The sequence below is a fragment of the uncultured Streptomyces sp. genome (assembly GCF_947488945.1).
GTDB lineage: Bacteria > Actinomycetota > Actinomycetes > Streptomycetales > Streptomycetaceae > Streptomyces.
This window is the reverse complement of the sequence record NZ_CANLBS010000001.1, coordinates 285,879-302,272: the sequence shown is the minus strand read 5'-3', so window position 1 is coordinate 302,272 and position 16,394 is coordinate 285,879. Positions and strand designations below refer to the sequence as shown.

Genomic DNA, 16,394 nt, shown 5'->3' with positions numbered 1-16,394 from the left:
GGGTGAGGGGCGTGCTGGTGTGCCGGCGTGCCGGTGGCCGGCCGTGGCCCGGCGCCGCTGCGGGTCAGGTGGCGGCGGGGACGCCCGCGTCCAGCGGCGGGTAGTCGGTGTAGCCCTGCTCGCCGCCCGAGTAGAAGAACTGCGGGCGCCAGGCGTTCAGCGGCGCACCGGTCCGCAGCCGGGCGGGAAGGTCGGGATTGGCGAGGAACTGCCGCCCGAAGGAGAGCAGGTCCGCGCCGTCGGCCAGGGCCTTGCCCGCCGCGGCGAGGGTGTCCTCGGTCCCGGCGGGCCCGGTGCCCAGGTTGACGATGACGGTCGAGGGCCAGGACCGGGCCAGCCGGCCCACCAGCTCCGTGTCACTGCCCGCGACGAAGTGGACGTGCGCGAGGTCCAGCCGTGCCAGTTCGTCCAGCAGCACCGGATAGACCTCGTCGCGGTCCGGCTCCTCCATGCCGTTGAGCGGGAAGCCGGGGGAGAGCCGGATGCCGACCCGGTCCGCGCCGATGCGCCGGGCGACCGCGGCGGCCACCTCCACCGGGAAGGCGGTCCGGTTCTCCGGCCCGCCGCCGTAGGCGTCGGTGCGGACGTTGGTCACGGGGGAGAGGAACTGGTGGAGCAGGTAGCCGTTGGCGCCGTGCAGCTCCACCCCGTCGAAGCCGATCTTCACCGCCGTCGCCGCGCAGCGGACGAACTCGTCCACGGTGCGCGCCAGGTCCTCGTCCGTCATCGGGCGGGGCACCGGATACGGCGGCGCGCCGGAGAAGACCCGCGCGGTGCCCGGCGCGGCGACCGCGGACGGCGCCAGCGGCTGCGAGCCGTGCAGATCGGGGTGGGAGACCCGGCCCGCGTGCATGATCTGGAGCAGGATCCGGCCGCCGCGCGCGTGCACCGCGTCGACCACCGCCCGCCAGGCGTCGGCCTGTTCGCCGGTGTGCAACCGGACGCTGTGCGCGTGTCCGACCGCCACCGCGCCGGGGTGCGTGGCCTCGCTGATGATGAGGCCGGCACCGGCCCGCTGGGCGTAGTACTCGGCCATGACGGGCAGCGGGGTGCCGTCCACCGTGGTGCGGCCGCGGCCCATCGGCGACATCACCAGGCGGTTGGGCAGCGTCAGCCGACCGAGCCGCGCGGTGTCGAACAGGCCGCTCATGCCGGCGTTCCGTCGTGCGTGATCAACCGGCTGCGCACCAGCCACCGCCCGTCGCGGCGTTCCAGCACGTCCTCGGCGGTGGTGCTCAGGTACAGGCGCGGCTCGCCGCCGGACGGCGTCTCGAAGACCGTCGCGTAGTAGCGGGTGCGTACGACGTCGTCCTCCACGACCGACGCCTCCACCATGCCGAACCAGTGGCGGCGGGTGAGGCCCCGGGCCTCGATGGCGTCGATGCCCTTGCGCATGGCCGCGGCGATGGCCGCGCGGCCCCGCTTCGGCTCCGGTTTGACGTTCTGTCCGAACACGCCGTCCTCGGTGAACTGCTCGGCCCACTCCTCCGCCTGCCCGGCGTCCAGGAGTTGCCCGTGGCCCGCGTAGAAGTGGACGATCGAGGCGTAGTCCTGGTCGGACACGGCGCGGGTGGTCGGGGCTGCTGTCCGCGTCACGGTCTTCCTCCCTGTGGGTGGCGGCGCCGGCCGGCGCCACCGGGTCGGGCCCATGCTGGGCGGCGCCACTGGAGCGGGCGTGGAGCCCGGCTCGACCCGGCGGCCGGACGGACGCCGCTCACCCCGCCAGCAGCAGCGGGACGCGTACGCCCGCGGGCTCGGGGAGGTACACCGACTCGGCGACCGGGCCCGCGCCCAGCACCTGCTGCTGGAGCTCCCGCAGCCGCGCGGACGGGTCCAGCCCGAAGTTCTCCGCGAAGGTGGCCCGCAGCCGGGTGTACACCTCCAGGGCCTCGGCCGGGCGCCCGCTGCGGTACAGCGCGATCATCAACTGGGCGTGCAGGTTCTCGTGCGACGGGCGGCGATGGGTGAGCATCCGCAGCTCCGGGATCAGCCGGTGGTGGCGTCCGATCCGCAGGTCGGCGTCGATGCGCTGCTCGACCGCGCCGAGCCACACCTCGTGCAGCCCGCTGAGCCGCATCCGCAGCACCGGGCCGCAGGGCACGTCGGCGAGCGCCCGGCCGCACCACAGCGACAGGGCCCGGTGCAGCAGCTCCGACTCCTGGGCGTGGTCGCCCACCGCACGGGCGGCCGAGGCGCGTTCGGCCAGCCGCTCGAAGTGGTGCAGGTCGAGTGCGTCCGGTCCGACCGACAGGCAGTAACCGCGGTCCCGCGTCTCCAGCCCGAGCCGGCCCCCGGGTGCCTCGCCGGCGCCGGACGCCCCGGTCTTCAGGATCTTCCGGATCTGCATGACGTAGGTCTGCAGGGTCGAATGGGCGCTGTGCGGCGGGGCCTCGTCCCAGAGTTCGTCCACGCACTCGTCCACGGTGACGACGTGGCCCGCGTGCAGCAGCAGCAGGGCGAGGAGCTGGCGTTGCTTGGGGGCGCGGGGGGTGAGGACCGTGTCACCGGACGTCAGTGCGAGCGATCCGAGAACGCGTGCGTACATGTCGTCTCCTGGGCAGCCGGGTTGCGGTGTGCTTCCCATGCTCCGCCCCGGCCCTTGCTGCTCCCCTTCGGCGGCCTTTCACCGACGGCGTCCACGGCTTTCGCCGCTCTTTCGCCGACAGGGTCAGCGGGGGGACGCCACGCGCCGTTCACACTGCATCGGTCCACCGCAGTCCGGGGAGAGCGGGAGCCCCGGCGCGACGAGGTCCGGGCAGTCGTCCTCCCCGGCGCGGCCGGGTCCCGGACCGGCCACCGCGCACTCCTTCGCCAGCAGGATCACCCCGGTCGCCTGGGTCTGAAGCCGGTGCAGTCCCGAGGCACGGGCCACGCCCGCGGCCCGCTCGGCCAGCGCGCGCGTGCGGGCGGGCCGGCCGGCGTCGAGCTCCAGCCTGGCGAGCCCCAGCAGCGAGGTGACCTGCGACTGGGGGTGGCCGATGCGCAGCGCGATGTCCAGGGTGCGACGGTACTCCGCGCCGGCCTCCTCCGTGCGGCCGAGCAGCAGATGCAGGCCTCCCAGGACGTTGCGGGCGTTCGCCTCCGGCGCGCTGTACCCGTGGTCCACCGCCAGCGCGACCGCCGACTCGGCGTACCGGTAGGCGAGTTCGGTCTGGCCGCGGCAGGCGTGGACCTGCGCCAGGCCGTAGGAGGCGAGCACGGTGGAGTGCGGGGTGTGGAACTCCTCGCTGAACGCCATGGCCAGCGAGAGCTGTTCGACCGCGTCGCTCCAGCGGTGCAGGTCGGTGTGGACCAGCCCGAGGCGGGCCAGCACCTCCGGCTGCGAGCGGTGCACCCCCTCCTCGCGCAGGATCGCCAGCGAGGCACGGAAGTGGGCCTCGGCGACGGGGAGCATGCCCTGGCTGTGACGGGCCATGCCGAGGTACATGTGGCTGCGCGCCTCGACGTGCCGCAGCCCCAGCCCGCTGCTGAGCCGCAGCCCCCGGTCCAGCAGGGTGATCGCGCCGTCGATGTGCTTGGTCGGCTGCTGCAACTGGTTCATCGCGAGCGCGTTGACCGTGACGGCCTCGAAGTCCTTGACGTCCAGGCGTACGAACTCCCGGTGTGCGGCCCGCAGATGGGCGCCGGCGGCGGCGAGGTCGTTGCCGCCCTGGAGGGCCAGTCCCACGCAGAGCCGCATCACCGCCTCGGCCCGCCGGTCCCCGAGCTGCTCGGCCGCGCGCAGTCCCGCGCGGGCCACCGTGAGCCAGTCCGCCTGGAGCCGTCCCAGCATGAAGTAGCCGCGCAGCATGTCGGCGAGGCGGACGCACGCCTCGTGCATCGGCGCCTTCGCCGCCCGCTCCACCAAGGCCATCAGGTTCGCGTGCTCCGAGCGCAGCCAGCACTGGGCGGCCCGCGGGGCCACGGTGTCCCCGGGCAGCGGGGCCTGCGGCGGATAGAGGCGGATGAACCCCGGGTAGCAGGACCGCACGGCCTCCTCGGTGCGCCGCAGGTACCACTGGCACAGCCGCTCCAGGGCCTCGCGCCGCTCGGCGGCGGTGTCCTCGCCCCGGCCGCGCTCGGCCGCGTACAGCCCGATCAGGCTGTGGAAGCGGTAGGTGCGGGCCGACTCGACCTCCAGGAGCTGTGCGGCGGCGAGCTTGTCCAGCAGCCCGGCGGCCAGCACCGGCGAGCAGTCGGCCAGTTGGGCGGCGGTGTGCGGGGTGAAGGACATGTCGCAGACGCCGCCGAGCAGCCGGAAGAAGCGCTGTGAGAGCGCCGGCAGCGAGCGGTACGCCAGCCCGAACGCCGCCCGCAGCGCCGTGGTGGGGCTGTCGCCCAGGTCGAGCACGCCCTGCCGGCCGCCCTCGCGCAGCTCCTCGACGAACGACTGGACCGAGAGCCAGGGGCGGCCCGCCAGATGGCCCCCGACGATCCGCAGGGCCAGTGGCAGCCGGTCGCACAGCTGCACCAGTTCGGCGACGGCCGCGCGGGGCATCTGCGCCTCGTCGCGGTCGAGGACCATGGTGATCAGGTCCGCCGCCTCCTCGTGCGAGATCAGGTTCAACGTCAGCACGCGGGCCCCGTGGACGGCCACCAGCTCGGTGGAGTAGGCCCGGTGCAGCGTGAGGACCGCGCTGCTCGGGGTGCCGGGCAGCAGATCCGCGATCCGTCCGCTGTTCTGCACGTCGTCGAGGACGATCAGCACCCGGCGGTCGGCCAGCCTGCTGCGCAGCATCCCGGTGAGCTGCTGGCGCTCCCTGGGCAGCCCCGACACGTCCATCCCGGAGGCGTGCAGCAGGTCCGCGACGACCTCGTGCGAGGGGCGCTCGGTGCCGCGCGAGTCGCTGAGGCGTACGTACCACTGGCCGTCCGGGTAGGCCGAGCTGAGCCGGTGGGCGACCCGCAGCGCCAGGGCCGTCTTCCCGATGCCGGGCGGTCCCACCAGGCTGACCAGGGGGACCGAGGCGCGGCCGGTCGGCGCGAGCAGACCGGTCAGCTCCGCCAGGAGGTCCTCCCGGCCCACGAAGCAGGTCGCCTCCGGCGGGAGCTGCCGCTGGACGACCCAGGGCGCGCCGGGGTCGGCCGGCCGGCCGGCCAGCACGGCGGGGCCGGAGCCGGGCTGCTCCCCGGTGGTCCCGGCGCGGGGGGCCGCCACCGCCCGGCCGCCGGCCCGCCCGGCGGCGGCCGGGACCCGGCGCGCGGCGCCGTCGGTCGCGGCCGGCCCCGGTGCGCCCTGGAGCCCGCTCAGCTCGGCCGCCTCGTTCAGCAGGCCGCGGTGGAGCTGCCGGAGCTCCTGCCCCGGCAGCAGCCCGAGCTCCTGGTCGAGCATCTGGTAGTAGTCGCGGTACTCCTCCAGCGCCGCGGCGATCTGCCCGGTGTATTGGAGCGCGGTCATCAGGTGCTGCCGCAGCCGCTCCCGCAGGGGGTGTTCGGCGCACAGCGCGCGCAACTGCGGTATGAGGTCGCCGGCCTGGCCCAGCGAGAGGGCCAGGGTGTACCGCCGCTCGGCCAGGGCGAGGTGCTCCTCGACGAGCTGGGGCACCACCTCGTTCCGCAGCGAGGTGGAGTCGACCGTCCCGAAGGGCTCGCCCCGCCACTCGGCCAACGCCGTCTCCAGTGCGGCCAGTTCACGATGCGGATCGATCGCGTGACGGGCCCTGAGCGCCTCGGCCGCGGCGGCGCGGGAGCGGGTGAGGTCGAGGGCGCCGGGGGCGAGCGCCAGCCGGTACCCGCCGGGGTGGGTCTCGATCAGGGGGAGCGGGCCGTCCTGCTCGGCTCCGCGCATCAGCGCGCGCAGCCGGGTCGTGTGGACGTGCAGGGCGGCCCGGGTGTCGCGCGGGGGCGCGTCGTCCCAGAGGCGGCGGATGAGTTCGTCGGAGGTGACCACCTGGTCGGCCCGCAGGAGCAGGGAGGCGAGGAGCACCCGCTGCTTCGGCGAGGTGATGGTGACGGGGTGGCCGGCGAGCCGGACGGACAGGGGGCCGAGAACCCTGAAGTCGTCCGCCGGAAGAGGTTGCATGCTCAAGCGTTCTCACCTGCCCCGTTTCCGCGGTCGTCACCGGATGCCGATCGCCGACCACCCTAGAGCGACGGCGCTCGAACGGCGTTGCGAATGTGGCCCAGGTCTCACCTCCGGCGGAACACCGCCTGTTGTTTCCAGTCACGACGTTTCATCTGCGGACAAGTCCGAACGCGTCGGAGAGAAGCTCGTACGAGCGGATGCGGTGCTCGTGCGAGTGGATGGTGGAGAGCACCATGAACTCGTCGGCGCCGAGTTCGCCGGCCATCGAGGAGAGGGTCTTGTGCACCTGTTCCGGGTCGCCGACCACGCACCGCGGCCACTCGGCCACCTCGTCCGCCAGCGGTTCCACTTCTCCGGCGAGCGCTGCCGTCGCCGTCCGCGGATCGGGCAGGGGCAGCAGGATCCCGCGGCCCATGCGGAGCCGGAAGAGGCGCTGCGAGGTGAAGAGCGCCTCGGCCTCCGGGAGGGTGGGGGCGCAGTAGACGCCGACCCCGATCTGGACGCGCGGCACGGCGCCGCCGCTGTGGTCGAAGTGCGCGCGGTAGGCCTCGACGGTGGCGCGGGTGGCCTGCGGGCGGCCGAAGTGGGCGATGGAGACGGGTAGTTGCAGCTTGGCGGCCAGGGCGGCGCTGGACGGACTGGCGACCAGCAGCCACACCTGCGGCGCCCCGCCGCCGTTCGGCATCAGCCGGATCCGCCCGTACGGGTGGTGGTCGGGAAAGCCGTCGTTCAGGAAGGCGAGGAGTTCTGCCAATTTGGCCGGGAAGTCACTCTCCTCGGCGCTGCCGGAGCCGGGGGCGAGCGCGTGCGACTCGATGCTGCCGGCCCCGGTGCCGCGGCCCACGCCCAGATCGATCCGGCCGGGGTCGAGCGCCTCCAGCACCCGGAACACCTCGGCCACCTTCAACGGGCTGTAGTGCGGCAGCAGTACGCCGCCCGAGCCGACCCGGATGCCGGTGGTGGCGGCGGCGATCCGGGCGGCCATGATCTCCGGCGCCGGGCTCGCGAACGAGGGCGTCGCATGGTGCTCGGCCAGCCAGTACCGGTGGTAGCCGGCCCGGTCGGCCGCGCGCGCCAGGTCGAGGGAGTTGCGCAGGGCGGCCGCCGGGGCCGTGCCCTCGGGGATCACTGACTGGTCCAGGACGGACAGCTTCATGTCGGAACTCCTTCGCGGTGGGAACGGGAAGGAGGGGGACGAGGGGTCAGGGGGCGATGGCCGCGCCGGTGTACCGGAAGCGGGCCACCAGCGCCGCCGCGCGGTCGTCGAGCGAGGCGAGGTCCAGCAGGCCGGCCAGCTCCTGGCGGCAGCGCGCCTCGGCCTCCTCGCCGCGTCGCGCGCCGAGGGGGGTGAGGGTGCAGTAGACGCCGCGCCGGTCGTGCTCGCAGCTCACGCGGGTGGTGAGCCCCTTGTTGTCCAGCCTGGTGACGAGCCGGGACATGGACGACTGGTCGAGCCCGACGGCCGCCGACAGCTCCTGCACGCGGGTGCCCCGCTCGTGCCCGTACCGCAGCTCGATGAGGACCATCAGCTCCGGCAGGGACACCTGGAACTCGCTCACCAGCAACCGGTCGAGCTGCTGGTTGACCTGGCCGACCAGCAGGGTCTGCCGGCGCCACCTGTCGAACTCGTCGGGCTGTCCGGCCTGCGGGTCACCGGTCACGGCGGCCTCCCCTTTCGTCGTCTCCCCTCAGTGTAGCCAAGATGCATGCACAATCCGTGTGTGTGCATTCAAATCGACTGGGTTCCCCGTCAGCCTGGGGCAAACGGGCCAGTCTTCGCAATGGCTGTAGCTAACTTCCCGATAATTAATGCATGCGCCTGCATCTGTGTCTATCGTGGTCGGGCGAGACGGCGCGCCGCCCGGCGGCGTGCCCGCCGTACCCCCGTCCCTGCTGTCCACTCCCAGGCGGTCCGCCATGTCGCACCCCCCTTCCCAGCCCTCCGAAGCCCCGGCCGAGGCCGGAGCCGGACCCTCGGGCCCCTCCGCCACGGACCCGGTCGCCTCCGGGGCGGAACCCTCCGTCAACTCCGACAAGCTCGACCCGGCGTTCATGCGCATGGCGGTCGTCCTCCTGCTGGCCCTGCTGATGGCCCTGCTGGACGAGACAATCGTCAACGTGGGCGTCAAAACCCTGACGGGCGAGTTCGGTTCACCGCTCGCGACGATCCAGTGGGTCACCGCCGGCTACCTCCTCGCCGTCGCGGTGGCCACCCCGTTCGCCGGCTGGGCGGTGGACCGCTTCGGCGGCCGCACCATGTGGCTGGTGGCGGTCTCCGTCTTCGTCCTCGGCTCGCTGCTCTCCGGCCTCGCCTGGTCCGCGGAGTCGCTGATCGCCTTCCGGGTGCTCCAGGGACTCGGCGGCGGCATGATCGTCCCCGTCGTGCAGAGCGTGCTGGCCACCGCCGCCGGACCGGCGCGGGTCGCCAAGGCGATGGCCCTCATCTCCATCCCGCTCACCGTCGGCCCGATCCTCGGCCCCGTCCTCGGCGGCGTCCTGGTGGACGCCTTCAGCTGGCGCTGGATGTTCCTGCTCAACCTGCCGATCGGACTGGTCGCCCTCTTCCTGGCCCTGCGCACCCTGCCCAAGAGCCTGCACGGCGGACGCCCCGACCAGTCGCTCGACGTCCTCGGACTCGTGCTGCTGTCACCCGGCTTCGCCGCGCTCGTCTACGGCATCACCACCGCCGCCCACACCGGCGACGCCTCCTCGCCCAAGGTCGTCGTCGCGGTCGCCGCGGGCGTCGTGCTCCTGGTCGGCTACGTCGTGCACGCCCTGCGGACGGCCGGCACCCCGCTGATCGACGTCCGGATGTTCTCGCTGCGCGGCTTCACCATGGCCGTCGTCACCATGTTCTTCGTCGGCGCCGTCGCCAACGCCCTGCTCTTCCTCACGCCGCTGTACTACCAGCAGTCCCGCGGCTTCGGAGCCCTGCACGCGGGCCTGCTGCTCATCCCCTCCGGCGTGCTCGGCGCGGCCGGAGCCATCACCTCCGGCAAGACCGCCGACAAGGTGACCGCCCGCCTCACGTCCACCGTCGGCATGGTGCTGACCGCGCTCGGCAGCCTGGTGCTCGCACAGGCCGGCTCCGACACCAACACCGCGCTGCTGTCCGTCGCGTTCGGCGTCACCGGCTTCGGTATCGGCCTCACCGCTCCCGGCACCATGGCCTTCATGTACCAGGCCGTCGGAGAGGCCGCCGCGCCCCGCGCCACCAGCGCCCTGTTCATCTTCAACCAGATCGGCGGCGCGATCGGCATCGCGGCGATCGCCCTCACCCTTCAGGAGCGCCTGCCGGACGGCGACGGCCACCCCGCCTCCGCCTACGCGGGCACCTACCTCGCCGTCATCCTCTTCGCCCTGGTCGCGGCACTCGCCGCACTCTGGCTGCCCGGCTCCTTCCGGGCCGCGGCACCGGCGGCGCCCGGCGACGGGCCGGACACCCCCGGCGCGAACGTCCCCGGCCCCGCCACCGGAGACCAGGTCGCCGGCCGCACCTGAGCCCGCGCCCGAACCCGGCCGTCCCGAACCCGTCGGCCCCCGAGCCCTTCCGCACCCGAACCCGTCCGCACCCGGCCGCCGGCCGCCGCGCCTCCCCGCGGGGCGCCGCCGGTCCGCGTACGGCCCGCACGGCCCGTCCGGCATCCCGCCGGGCGGGCCTCCGCGCGCCCGGAGCACCGCGCCGCGCGGCCCCACGACGGCTGGACCAGGAATCCAGCGCCGCCGCATAGACCTGGGGACACCTGTCGGACGTCATGACGAGGAACCATGAAGGCACTCGTAACCACCGGGCTCGATCCGCTCGCCCTGGAGCTGAGCTCCGTACCCGACCCCCGGCCCCGCCCCGACGAAGCCCTGATCGAGGTGCACGCCACCTCGGTCAACCGGGCCGACCTCCTCCTCGCCGTCCGCCGGCCGGTCGGATCGTCGCTCGGCCTGGACCTGGTGGGCACGGTGCTCACCGCCGCCGCGGACGGCAGCGGCCCGCCCGCCGGCACGCGCGTCGCCGGCATCGCCGACAACGACGCCTGGGCCGAACTCGCCACCGTCCGGACCGGGCGGCTCGCCGTCCTGCCCGACGAACTCGGCGACCACGAGGCCGCCACCCTGCCCGTCGCCGGGCTCACCGCCCTGTACGCGCTGCGGCGCGCCGGCTCGATCCTGGGCCAGCGCGTTTTGGTCACCGCCGCCGGCGGCGGCGTCGGCCGCACCGCCGTCCAGCTCGCCCTGGCCTCGGGCGCCGAGGTCACCGGCTGGGTCGGCTCCGCCGGCCGTGCCGCGGGACTGGAGGACTTCGGCGCGAGAACCGCCGTCGGTTACGGGCAACCCCCCGCCGGCCCCTTCGACGTCCTGGTGGACAGCGTCGGCGGCGAGGTGTTCACCGAGGGCTACCGCCGCCTCGGCCCCGGCGGCGTGGCCGCGGTCTTCGGCAACACCGTCCGCGCCGAACTGCGGCTGCCCGCCGACTGGGGCCACGCCCGCCCCGGCGTCCGCATCGAATACCTGTACCTGCTCGACGAGATCACCCGCAGGCCCGTGCCCGAGGACCTCGGCCTGGTGCTCCGCCTCGCCGCCGGAGGCCGCCTGGCCGCCGAACCCGGCCTGGTCGCGCCCTGGACCGATCCGCACGCCGCCGTGGCCGCCCTGCTCGACCGCAAGGTCAACGGCAAGGTCGTCCTGTCCCTGTGACCCCACGCGTCACCGTCCACACGAGGAAATCCATGCGACTGGTCAGTTACCACCAGCACGGCGGCCCCGACGTCCTGCGGGTCGGAGAGGCGCCGCTGCCCGAACCCGGCCCCGGACAGCTCCTGGTCCGCACCGAGGCCATCGGCGTCAACTTCATCGAGACCCAACTCCGCGCCGACGCAGCCCCGTTCCCCTCCCCGCTGCCGGGCCGACCGGCGGGCGACGTGGTCGGCCGGGTCGAGGCACTCGGCCCCGGCGTCGACGGCCCCGCCGTCGGCACCCGGATCGCCGCGTACGGAGTGCCCGCCGCCTACGCCGACCACGTGACTGTCGACGCCACCCGCGCCCTGGAGGTGCCCGACGGCATCGACCCGGCCACCGCCACCGCCCTCGCCTCGACGGCCCAGGTGGCCTGGAGCGTGCTCGACGTCGGCCGGGTCGCCCCCGGCGACACCGTCCTCGTGCACGCGGCGGCCGGCGCCATCGGGCACCTGGTCACCCAACTGGCCCGGCTGCGCGGGGCCGGACTCGTCATCGGCACCGTGGGATCGCCGGACAAGGCCGACTTCGTCCTCGCCCACGGCGCCCACCACGCCGTCGACTACCGCCGCCCCGACTGGGGCGACCGGGTCCGGGAGATCACCGAGGGCCGCGGTGTGGACGTCGTCCTCGACAGCGTCGAAGGCGCCGTCTTCCAGGAGGGAATCCGCCTGCTCAAGCCCCTGGGACGGCTCGTCTACTACGGGTTCGCGGACGCCGGCGCCAAGGTGGCCCAGGTCTCCATGCTCGACCTGCTCGGCCTCAAGTCCGTCGTCGGCACCTCCTTCGACGCTTGGAACGCCGCCGCGCCCGACCGCGCGGCCGAGGCCAGGCGCGAGCTCACCCGGCTCGTCGGCACGGGCGAACTGAAGGTCGCCGTGCACACACGGCTGCCCCTGGACCGGGCCGCCGAGGCCCACCGCGTCATCGAGGCCCGCACCCAGCTCGGCCGGGTCGTGCTCATACCCTGAGAGGGCGGAACATGGTTGACAACACACCCCGGAACCACGGCCCGGCACCGGTCGCCGCCGGTCCTGCGGCCACCGGGAACGCCGAGACCGGGAACGCCGAGACCGGAAGAGCAGCGCCCGGGAACGCCGCCGAGGAGGCCGCCGGCCAGGCTCCCGGCCAGGCCGAGCAGACCGACGTCCTGGTGGTGGGCGCAGGCCCCGGCGGGCTCAGCACCGCGGTCTTCCTCGCCCTGAACGGTGTCGCCCCGCTGGTCGTCGAGCGCCACCCCAGCACCTCGCAGGCGGTGAAGGCCACCGGCCAGTACCCCCACACCATGGAGGCGCTGGAGATCGCCGGGGCCGCGCAGGCGGTCCGCGACCGCAGCCGCGCCTTCCGCTCCGACTTCCACATGGTCGTCGCCAAGACGCTGGCCGGCCCCGTGCTGCGCACCCTGATGAGCGGCAGGGAGCTGTCCATGCGGCACGTCTCGCCGCAGGACTGGGGAACCGCCAGCCAGTCCGGCGTCGAGGCCGTCCTCGCGGACCGGGCGGCCGAACTGGGCGCCCGGCTGCGCTTCTCGACCCGGCTGGTCTCCTTCACCCAGGACGACGACGGCGTCACCGCGCTGACCGAGAACACCGCCACCGGCGAACGGCGCACCGTACGGGCCCGCTACCTCGTCGCCGCCGACGGCTGGCGCAGCGCCGTACGCGAGGCGCTGTCCGTGCCGACCCGGGGGCGGGGCGTCGTCGGCACCGTGCTCAGGGTGCTGTTCCGCGCCGACCTCACCGGACCGCTGGCGCACACCGAAGGAGCGGCGGACGCACGGAGGTTCACCGCCCTGCACATCGGCCGGTCCGTCCTGTTCAACACCGAGATCCCCGGCCTCTACGGCTACTTCCGCAACCTGACGCCCGAACTGCCCGAAGGCTGGTGGAAGGACCGGGCGACTCTCGAGAAGCAGGTCGAACAGGACCTCGGCATCTCCGGAATCCCGCTGGAGATAGAGGAGACCGGAGAGACCGACATCGCCTGCGGGGTCGCCGAACGGTTCCGGGCCGGCCGCGTCCTGCTGGTCGGCGACGCCGCGCACGTGATGCCGCCCACCGGCGGCATGGGCGGCAACACCGCCTACCTCGACGGCCTCTACCTCGGCTGGAAACTCGCCGCCGTCGTGCGCGGCACGGCCGGCGACGCGCTGCTGGACAGTCACGACGCCGAACGCCGCCCCTACGCCGAGTCGCTCGTCGAGCAGCAGTTCGCCAACCTGGTCGACCGCATCTCGCCGGAACTCGCCGACGACCAACTCGCCGCCCCCCTGCCGCCCCCGGTCATCGCCTTCGGCTACCGGGTGCCGGACGGGGCGATCGTCCGCGAACCGGACGACGACGGGGAGCTGTTCGAGAACCCCGCCGCCCCCACCGGCAGGCCCGGATCGCACGCCCCGTACCTCCCGCTCGTCCGCCCCGACGGCACGGACACCTCCACCACCGCGCTCCTGGGCCACGGCTTCACCCTGCTCACCGGGGCCAAGGGCGCCGACTGGGCGGAGGGCGCGGCCGACGCCGCCGCGGCGCTCGGCGTCACCCTGACCAGCCACGCGGTCGGGTCCCCCGACGGACCCGCCGACCGGGACGGGGCGTTCACCGCCGCCTACGGCGTCGGCGACCGGGGCGCGGTCCTGGTCCGCCCCGACCGCTTCATCGCCTGGCGCTCCCCGGAGGCGCCGCAGGACGCCCGGTCGGAGATCGACCGGGCGCTGCGCACCGTGCTCCACCGCCCCGCCGCCTGACCCCCTGGGCGCGACCGGCCCCCCCGACACCTGAGGAGGAACCACCATGACCACAACCGAGAACACCGGCGAGCGGCCCGCCGCGCTCGTGACCGGCGGCACCAGCGGCATCGGCCTCGCCGTGGTCGAGCAGCTCGCCGCGCAGGGCCACGCCGTCTTCCTGTGCGGCCGGGACGCGGGCACCGTCGCCGCGGTCGTCGACAAGCTCCGCGGCGAGGGGCTCGAAGTGGACGGCACCGCCGCCGACGTCACGTCGAAGGAGGACGTCAAGACGCTGGTCGCCGCCGCCGTCGCCCGGTACGGCCCCGTCCGGGTGCTCGTCAACAACGCGGGCCGGGGCGGCGGCGGCGTCACCGCCGAGATCCCCGACGCGCTCTGGGAGGACGTCATCGAGACCAATCTCAACGCCGTCTTCCGGGTCACCCGTGAGGTCCTCTCGGCCGGCGGGATGACCGGACTGGACTCGGGACGCATCATCTCCATCGCCTCCACCGGCGGCAAGCAGGGCGTGATGCTGGCGGCGCCGTACTCCGCGTCCAAGCACGGGGTCATCGGCTTCACCAAGGCACTCGGCCAGGAACTGGCGAAGTCCGGGATCACCGTCAACGCCGTCTGCCCGGGCTACGTCGAGACGCCGATGGCGGTCCGGGTCCGGCAGGGCTACGCCGACCACTGGGGGACCACCGAGGAGGACGTCCTGGAGCGCTTCCAGGGGAAGATCCCGCTCGGCCGCTACTCGACGCCCCAGGAGGTCGCCGGACTGGTCGGCTACCTCTCCGGGGACGTCGCCGCGTCCATCACCGCGCAGGCGCTCAACGTCTGCGGCGGACTCGGCAACTACTGATCAATCGGCACCGGGCCGCCGCGTCGTCCGGGTGCCGGGCGGCGCGGCGAGCGGCCCGGACGGACACGACGGACGGGTACAGGGTGAGGACCTACTACACGGCGGACCGGATGATCACCGGCGGCCCGGACGCCCCCGGCGCGCCCGTGCGGGACGCGGGGGTACTGGTGGAGGGCGGTGCGATCGTCTGGGCCGGACCGGACCGCGACCTCCCGGCGTCGCTGCGGGCCGGCTGCGACCGGGTCCCGCTCGGGCCGCGGACACTGCTGCCCGGTCTCGTGGACGCGCACGTCCACCTCGCCCTGGACGGGGAGCCCGGGGCGATGGAGCGCATGCGGGCGGAGCACGAGGACGGGATCCTCGCCCTGATGTTCCGCAACGCGACCGCCCTGGTGCGCACCGGGGTCACCACCGCCAGGGACCTCGGCGCCCCCGGCGGACTGGCGCTGACGGTCCGGGACGCCGTGGCGGCGGGCGAGGCCACCGGGCCCTCGCTGGTGGTGTCCGGACCGCCGCTCACCGTGCCGGACGGCCACTGCTGGTTCATGGGCGGCGCCTGCGAGGGCGAGGAGGAACTGCGCGCCGCGGTGCGGGACCAGGCACGGCGGGGGGTGGACCTCGTCAAGATCATGGTCACCGGCGGGGCCCTCACGGACCGGTCGGCCCTCGGGAAGGAACAGTTCACCGACGCCGAGCTGCGGGCCGTGGTGACGGAGGCCGCCCGGCACGGCCTGCGGGTCGCCGCCCACGCACACGGGACCACCGGCATCGCGCAGGCGGTCCGGGCCGGTGTCCACACCATCGAACACTGCAGTTTCGTCTCCCCGGACGGGACGGTGGAACCGGACCTGCCGCTCGTCGGGCTCATCGCCGCCGAGGGGATCCACGTCTGTCCCACGGTCAGCCGCCGCCTCACCGAACGCTGGGACGGCCGGTCCCCCGCGCCGCTGCCCGCCGTGCCCCTGCTGTACGCCGCGGGCGTCGGGCTGATCGCCGGCACGGACTCGGGCACCGACGGCGCGCCGCACGCCGCGTTCGTGGACGGGCTGATCGGCCTGGCCCGGCTCGGCCTGCCGCTGCCCGAGGTCCTGCACGCCGCCACCTCGCGCGCCGCCGACGCCCTCGGGCTCGGCGGGGTGACGGGGCGGCTGGCCCGCGGGCTGCGGGCCGACCTGATAGCCGTCGACGGTGACCCGCTGACGGACCTGGAGGCGCTGCGAGCGCCCTGCCTGGTGGTCGCCCGCGGCATCGAGGTCCCCCCGGCGGCCGGTCCCCCCGACCCGCCCCCGGAACGCGCGGACCGCCTCGTGCGGATCGTCCCGGCGGCCCGGCAGCCGAACCCCCCGCCCCTGCCGCGAGCGGGCTGAGCACGGACCCGCGGGGGGTTCCGTGCCGGGTTGCGGGTTCCTCGACGGGGGCTCCAACCGCCCTCCAGCGGCCGCTCGCACGCTGGGTGCATGACCCCTCGTGCCGAAACACTCGTCCCGCACGACACGCACGACACGTTCGCCCCGCACGCCACGCACGACACGTCCGCCCCGCAGGACGGGCTCGCACCGGTGGCCCGCACGCAGCCGGAGGAGGAGCCCGCCGAACCCGGCGAAGCCCTACCGTCGTCCGGCCGGCTGGGGCTCCGGCTCGGCTGCGCGCTGTTCGCGGCACCGGGCGCCCCCGACGCCGCCCGACTGCTGCTCGGGCTGCCCCCCGAGACGGCCGCCCAGGAGCCCGCCGAGCCCGCCGGTCCGGCCCCCGCCGCCGTCCTGCCCTGGTGGCCCCGGCCCGCGGCCCTCGGCACACCGCCCGACCGGCACGGTCGCCCCGGCCGCTGAGGGGAGTCGCTGGGCCGCCGTCCGTCCGTACCGGGCCTCCGCACGGTGCGAGCCGGTTCCGGCCGGAGACGCGAACAGATCAGCCCCCGGCCGGGTTCCCGGTCGGGGGCTGACCATCAAGGTGATGAACAGAGCGGCGCAGTGCGAGAGGTCCGTCCGCTCCCGGACCGCCGACGGCCAGCAGGTGCCGGCGGGCGTTCAGCGTCCCTGCCCCAACCGCCGAGACCGGGACTCCTGAAGCCAGAT

The 16,394-nt window shown here is 74.5% G+C and carries 13 protein-coding genes; 7 read left to right on the top strand and 6 right to left on the bottom strand.

What is annotated here, in order from left to right; all coding sequences use genetic code 11:
* Positions 1-64 precede the first annotated feature (64 nt).
* The 6 genes from Q0994_RS01220 to Q0994_RS01195 all read right to left on the bottom strand — a co-directional run bounded on the left by Q0994_RS01220 (position 65) and on the right by Q0994_RS01195 (position 7,665).
* Positions 65-1,150 carry an alkene reductase gene (locus Q0994_RS01220; protein WP_299527702.1) on the bottom strand — a complete coding sequence of 362 codons (1,086 nt, stop codon included), beginning with the start codon at positions 1,148-1,150 and terminating at the stop codon, positions 65-67.
* Entirely contained in the window at positions 1,147-1,596 is a 450-nt protein-coding gene (locus Q0994_RS01215; RefSeq protein WP_299527700.1) for a nuclear transport factor 2 family protein, read from the bottom strand. The genes Q0994_RS01220 and Q0994_RS01215 overlap by 4 nt, the downstream gene beginning before the upstream one ends.
* Positions 1,597-1,714: 118 nt before the next feature.
* Positions 1,715-2,545, bottom strand: a complete 831-nt coding sequence (locus tag Q0994_RS01210) for an AfsR/SARP family transcriptional regulator (RefSeq protein WP_299527698.1) — start codon at positions 2,543-2,545, stop codon at positions 1,715-1,717.
* Positions 2,546-2,668: 123 nt separating this feature from the next.
* Positions 2,669-6,001 carry a BTAD domain-containing putative transcriptional regulator gene (locus Q0994_RS01205; RefSeq protein WP_299528127.1) on the bottom strand — a complete coding sequence of 1,111 codons (3,333 nt, stop codon included), beginning with the start codon at positions 5,999-6,001 and terminating at the stop codon, positions 2,669-2,671.
* A gap of 151 nt (positions 6,002-6,152) precedes the next feature.
* Entirely contained in the window at positions 6,153-7,160 is a 1,008-nt protein-coding gene (locus Q0994_RS01200; protein WP_299527696.1) for an LLM class flavin-dependent oxidoreductase, read from the bottom strand.
* Positions 7,161-7,206: 46 nt separating this feature from the next.
* On the bottom strand, positions 7,207-7,665 hold the full coding sequence (locus Q0994_RS01195; protein WP_299527694.1) for a MarR family winged helix-turn-helix transcriptional regulator: 459 nt from the start codon (positions 7,663-7,665) through the stop codon (positions 7,207-7,209).
* A 256-nt stretch (positions 7,666-7,921) separates the two neighbouring features.
* Here Q0994_RS01195 and Q0994_RS01190 point away from each other — a divergent pair, with 256 nt between their 5' ends.
* From Q0994_RS01190 to Q0994_RS01160, 7 genes are all read left to right on the top strand, one after another.
* On the top strand, positions 7,922-9,505 hold the full coding sequence (locus Q0994_RS01190; RefSeq protein ID WP_299527692.1) for a DHA2 family efflux MFS transporter permease subunit: 1,584 nt from the start codon (positions 7,922-7,924) through the stop codon (positions 9,503-9,505).
* A gap of 267 nt (positions 9,506-9,772) precedes the next feature.
* Positions 9,773-10,693, top strand: coding sequence for a zinc-binding dehydrogenase (locus Q0994_RS01185; protein ID WP_299527690.1), 921 nt, complete (start codon positions 9,773-9,775; stop codon positions 10,691-10,693).
* Positions 10,694-10,725: 32 nt separating this feature from the next.
* Positions 10,726-11,703 (top strand): zinc-binding dehydrogenase, encoded by a 978-nt coding sequence (locus Q0994_RS01180; protein WP_299527688.1) that lies wholly within the window; start codon positions 10,726-10,728, stop codon positions 11,701-11,703.
* 11 nt (positions 11,704-11,714) lie between these two features.
* The gene (locus Q0994_RS01175) at positions 11,715-13,475 is read left to right on the top strand and encodes an FAD-dependent monooxygenase (RefSeq protein WP_299527686.1); all 1,761 of its coding nucleotides are present in this window, start codon (positions 11,715-11,717) and stop codon (positions 13,473-13,475) included.
* A gap of 46 nt (positions 13,476-13,521) precedes the next feature.
* A complete protein-coding gene (locus tag Q0994_RS01170) occupies positions 13,522-14,319 on the top strand; it encodes an SDR family NAD(P)-dependent oxidoreductase (protein ID WP_299527684.1) in 798 nt (265 codons plus the stop codon).
* A gap of 83 nt (positions 14,320-14,402) precedes the next feature.
* Positions 14,403-15,686 carry an amidohydrolase family protein gene (locus Q0994_RS01165; protein WP_299527682.1) on the top strand — a complete coding sequence of 428 codons (1,284 nt, stop codon included), beginning with the start codon at positions 14,403-14,405 and terminating at the stop codon, positions 15,684-15,686.
* A gap of 90 nt (positions 15,687-15,776) precedes the next feature.
* Entirely contained in the window at positions 15,777-16,148 is a 372-nt protein-coding gene (locus Q0994_RS01160; protein WP_299527679.1) for a hypothetical protein, read from the top strand.
* The last annotated feature ends 246 nt before the right edge of the window (positions 16,149-16,394 follow it).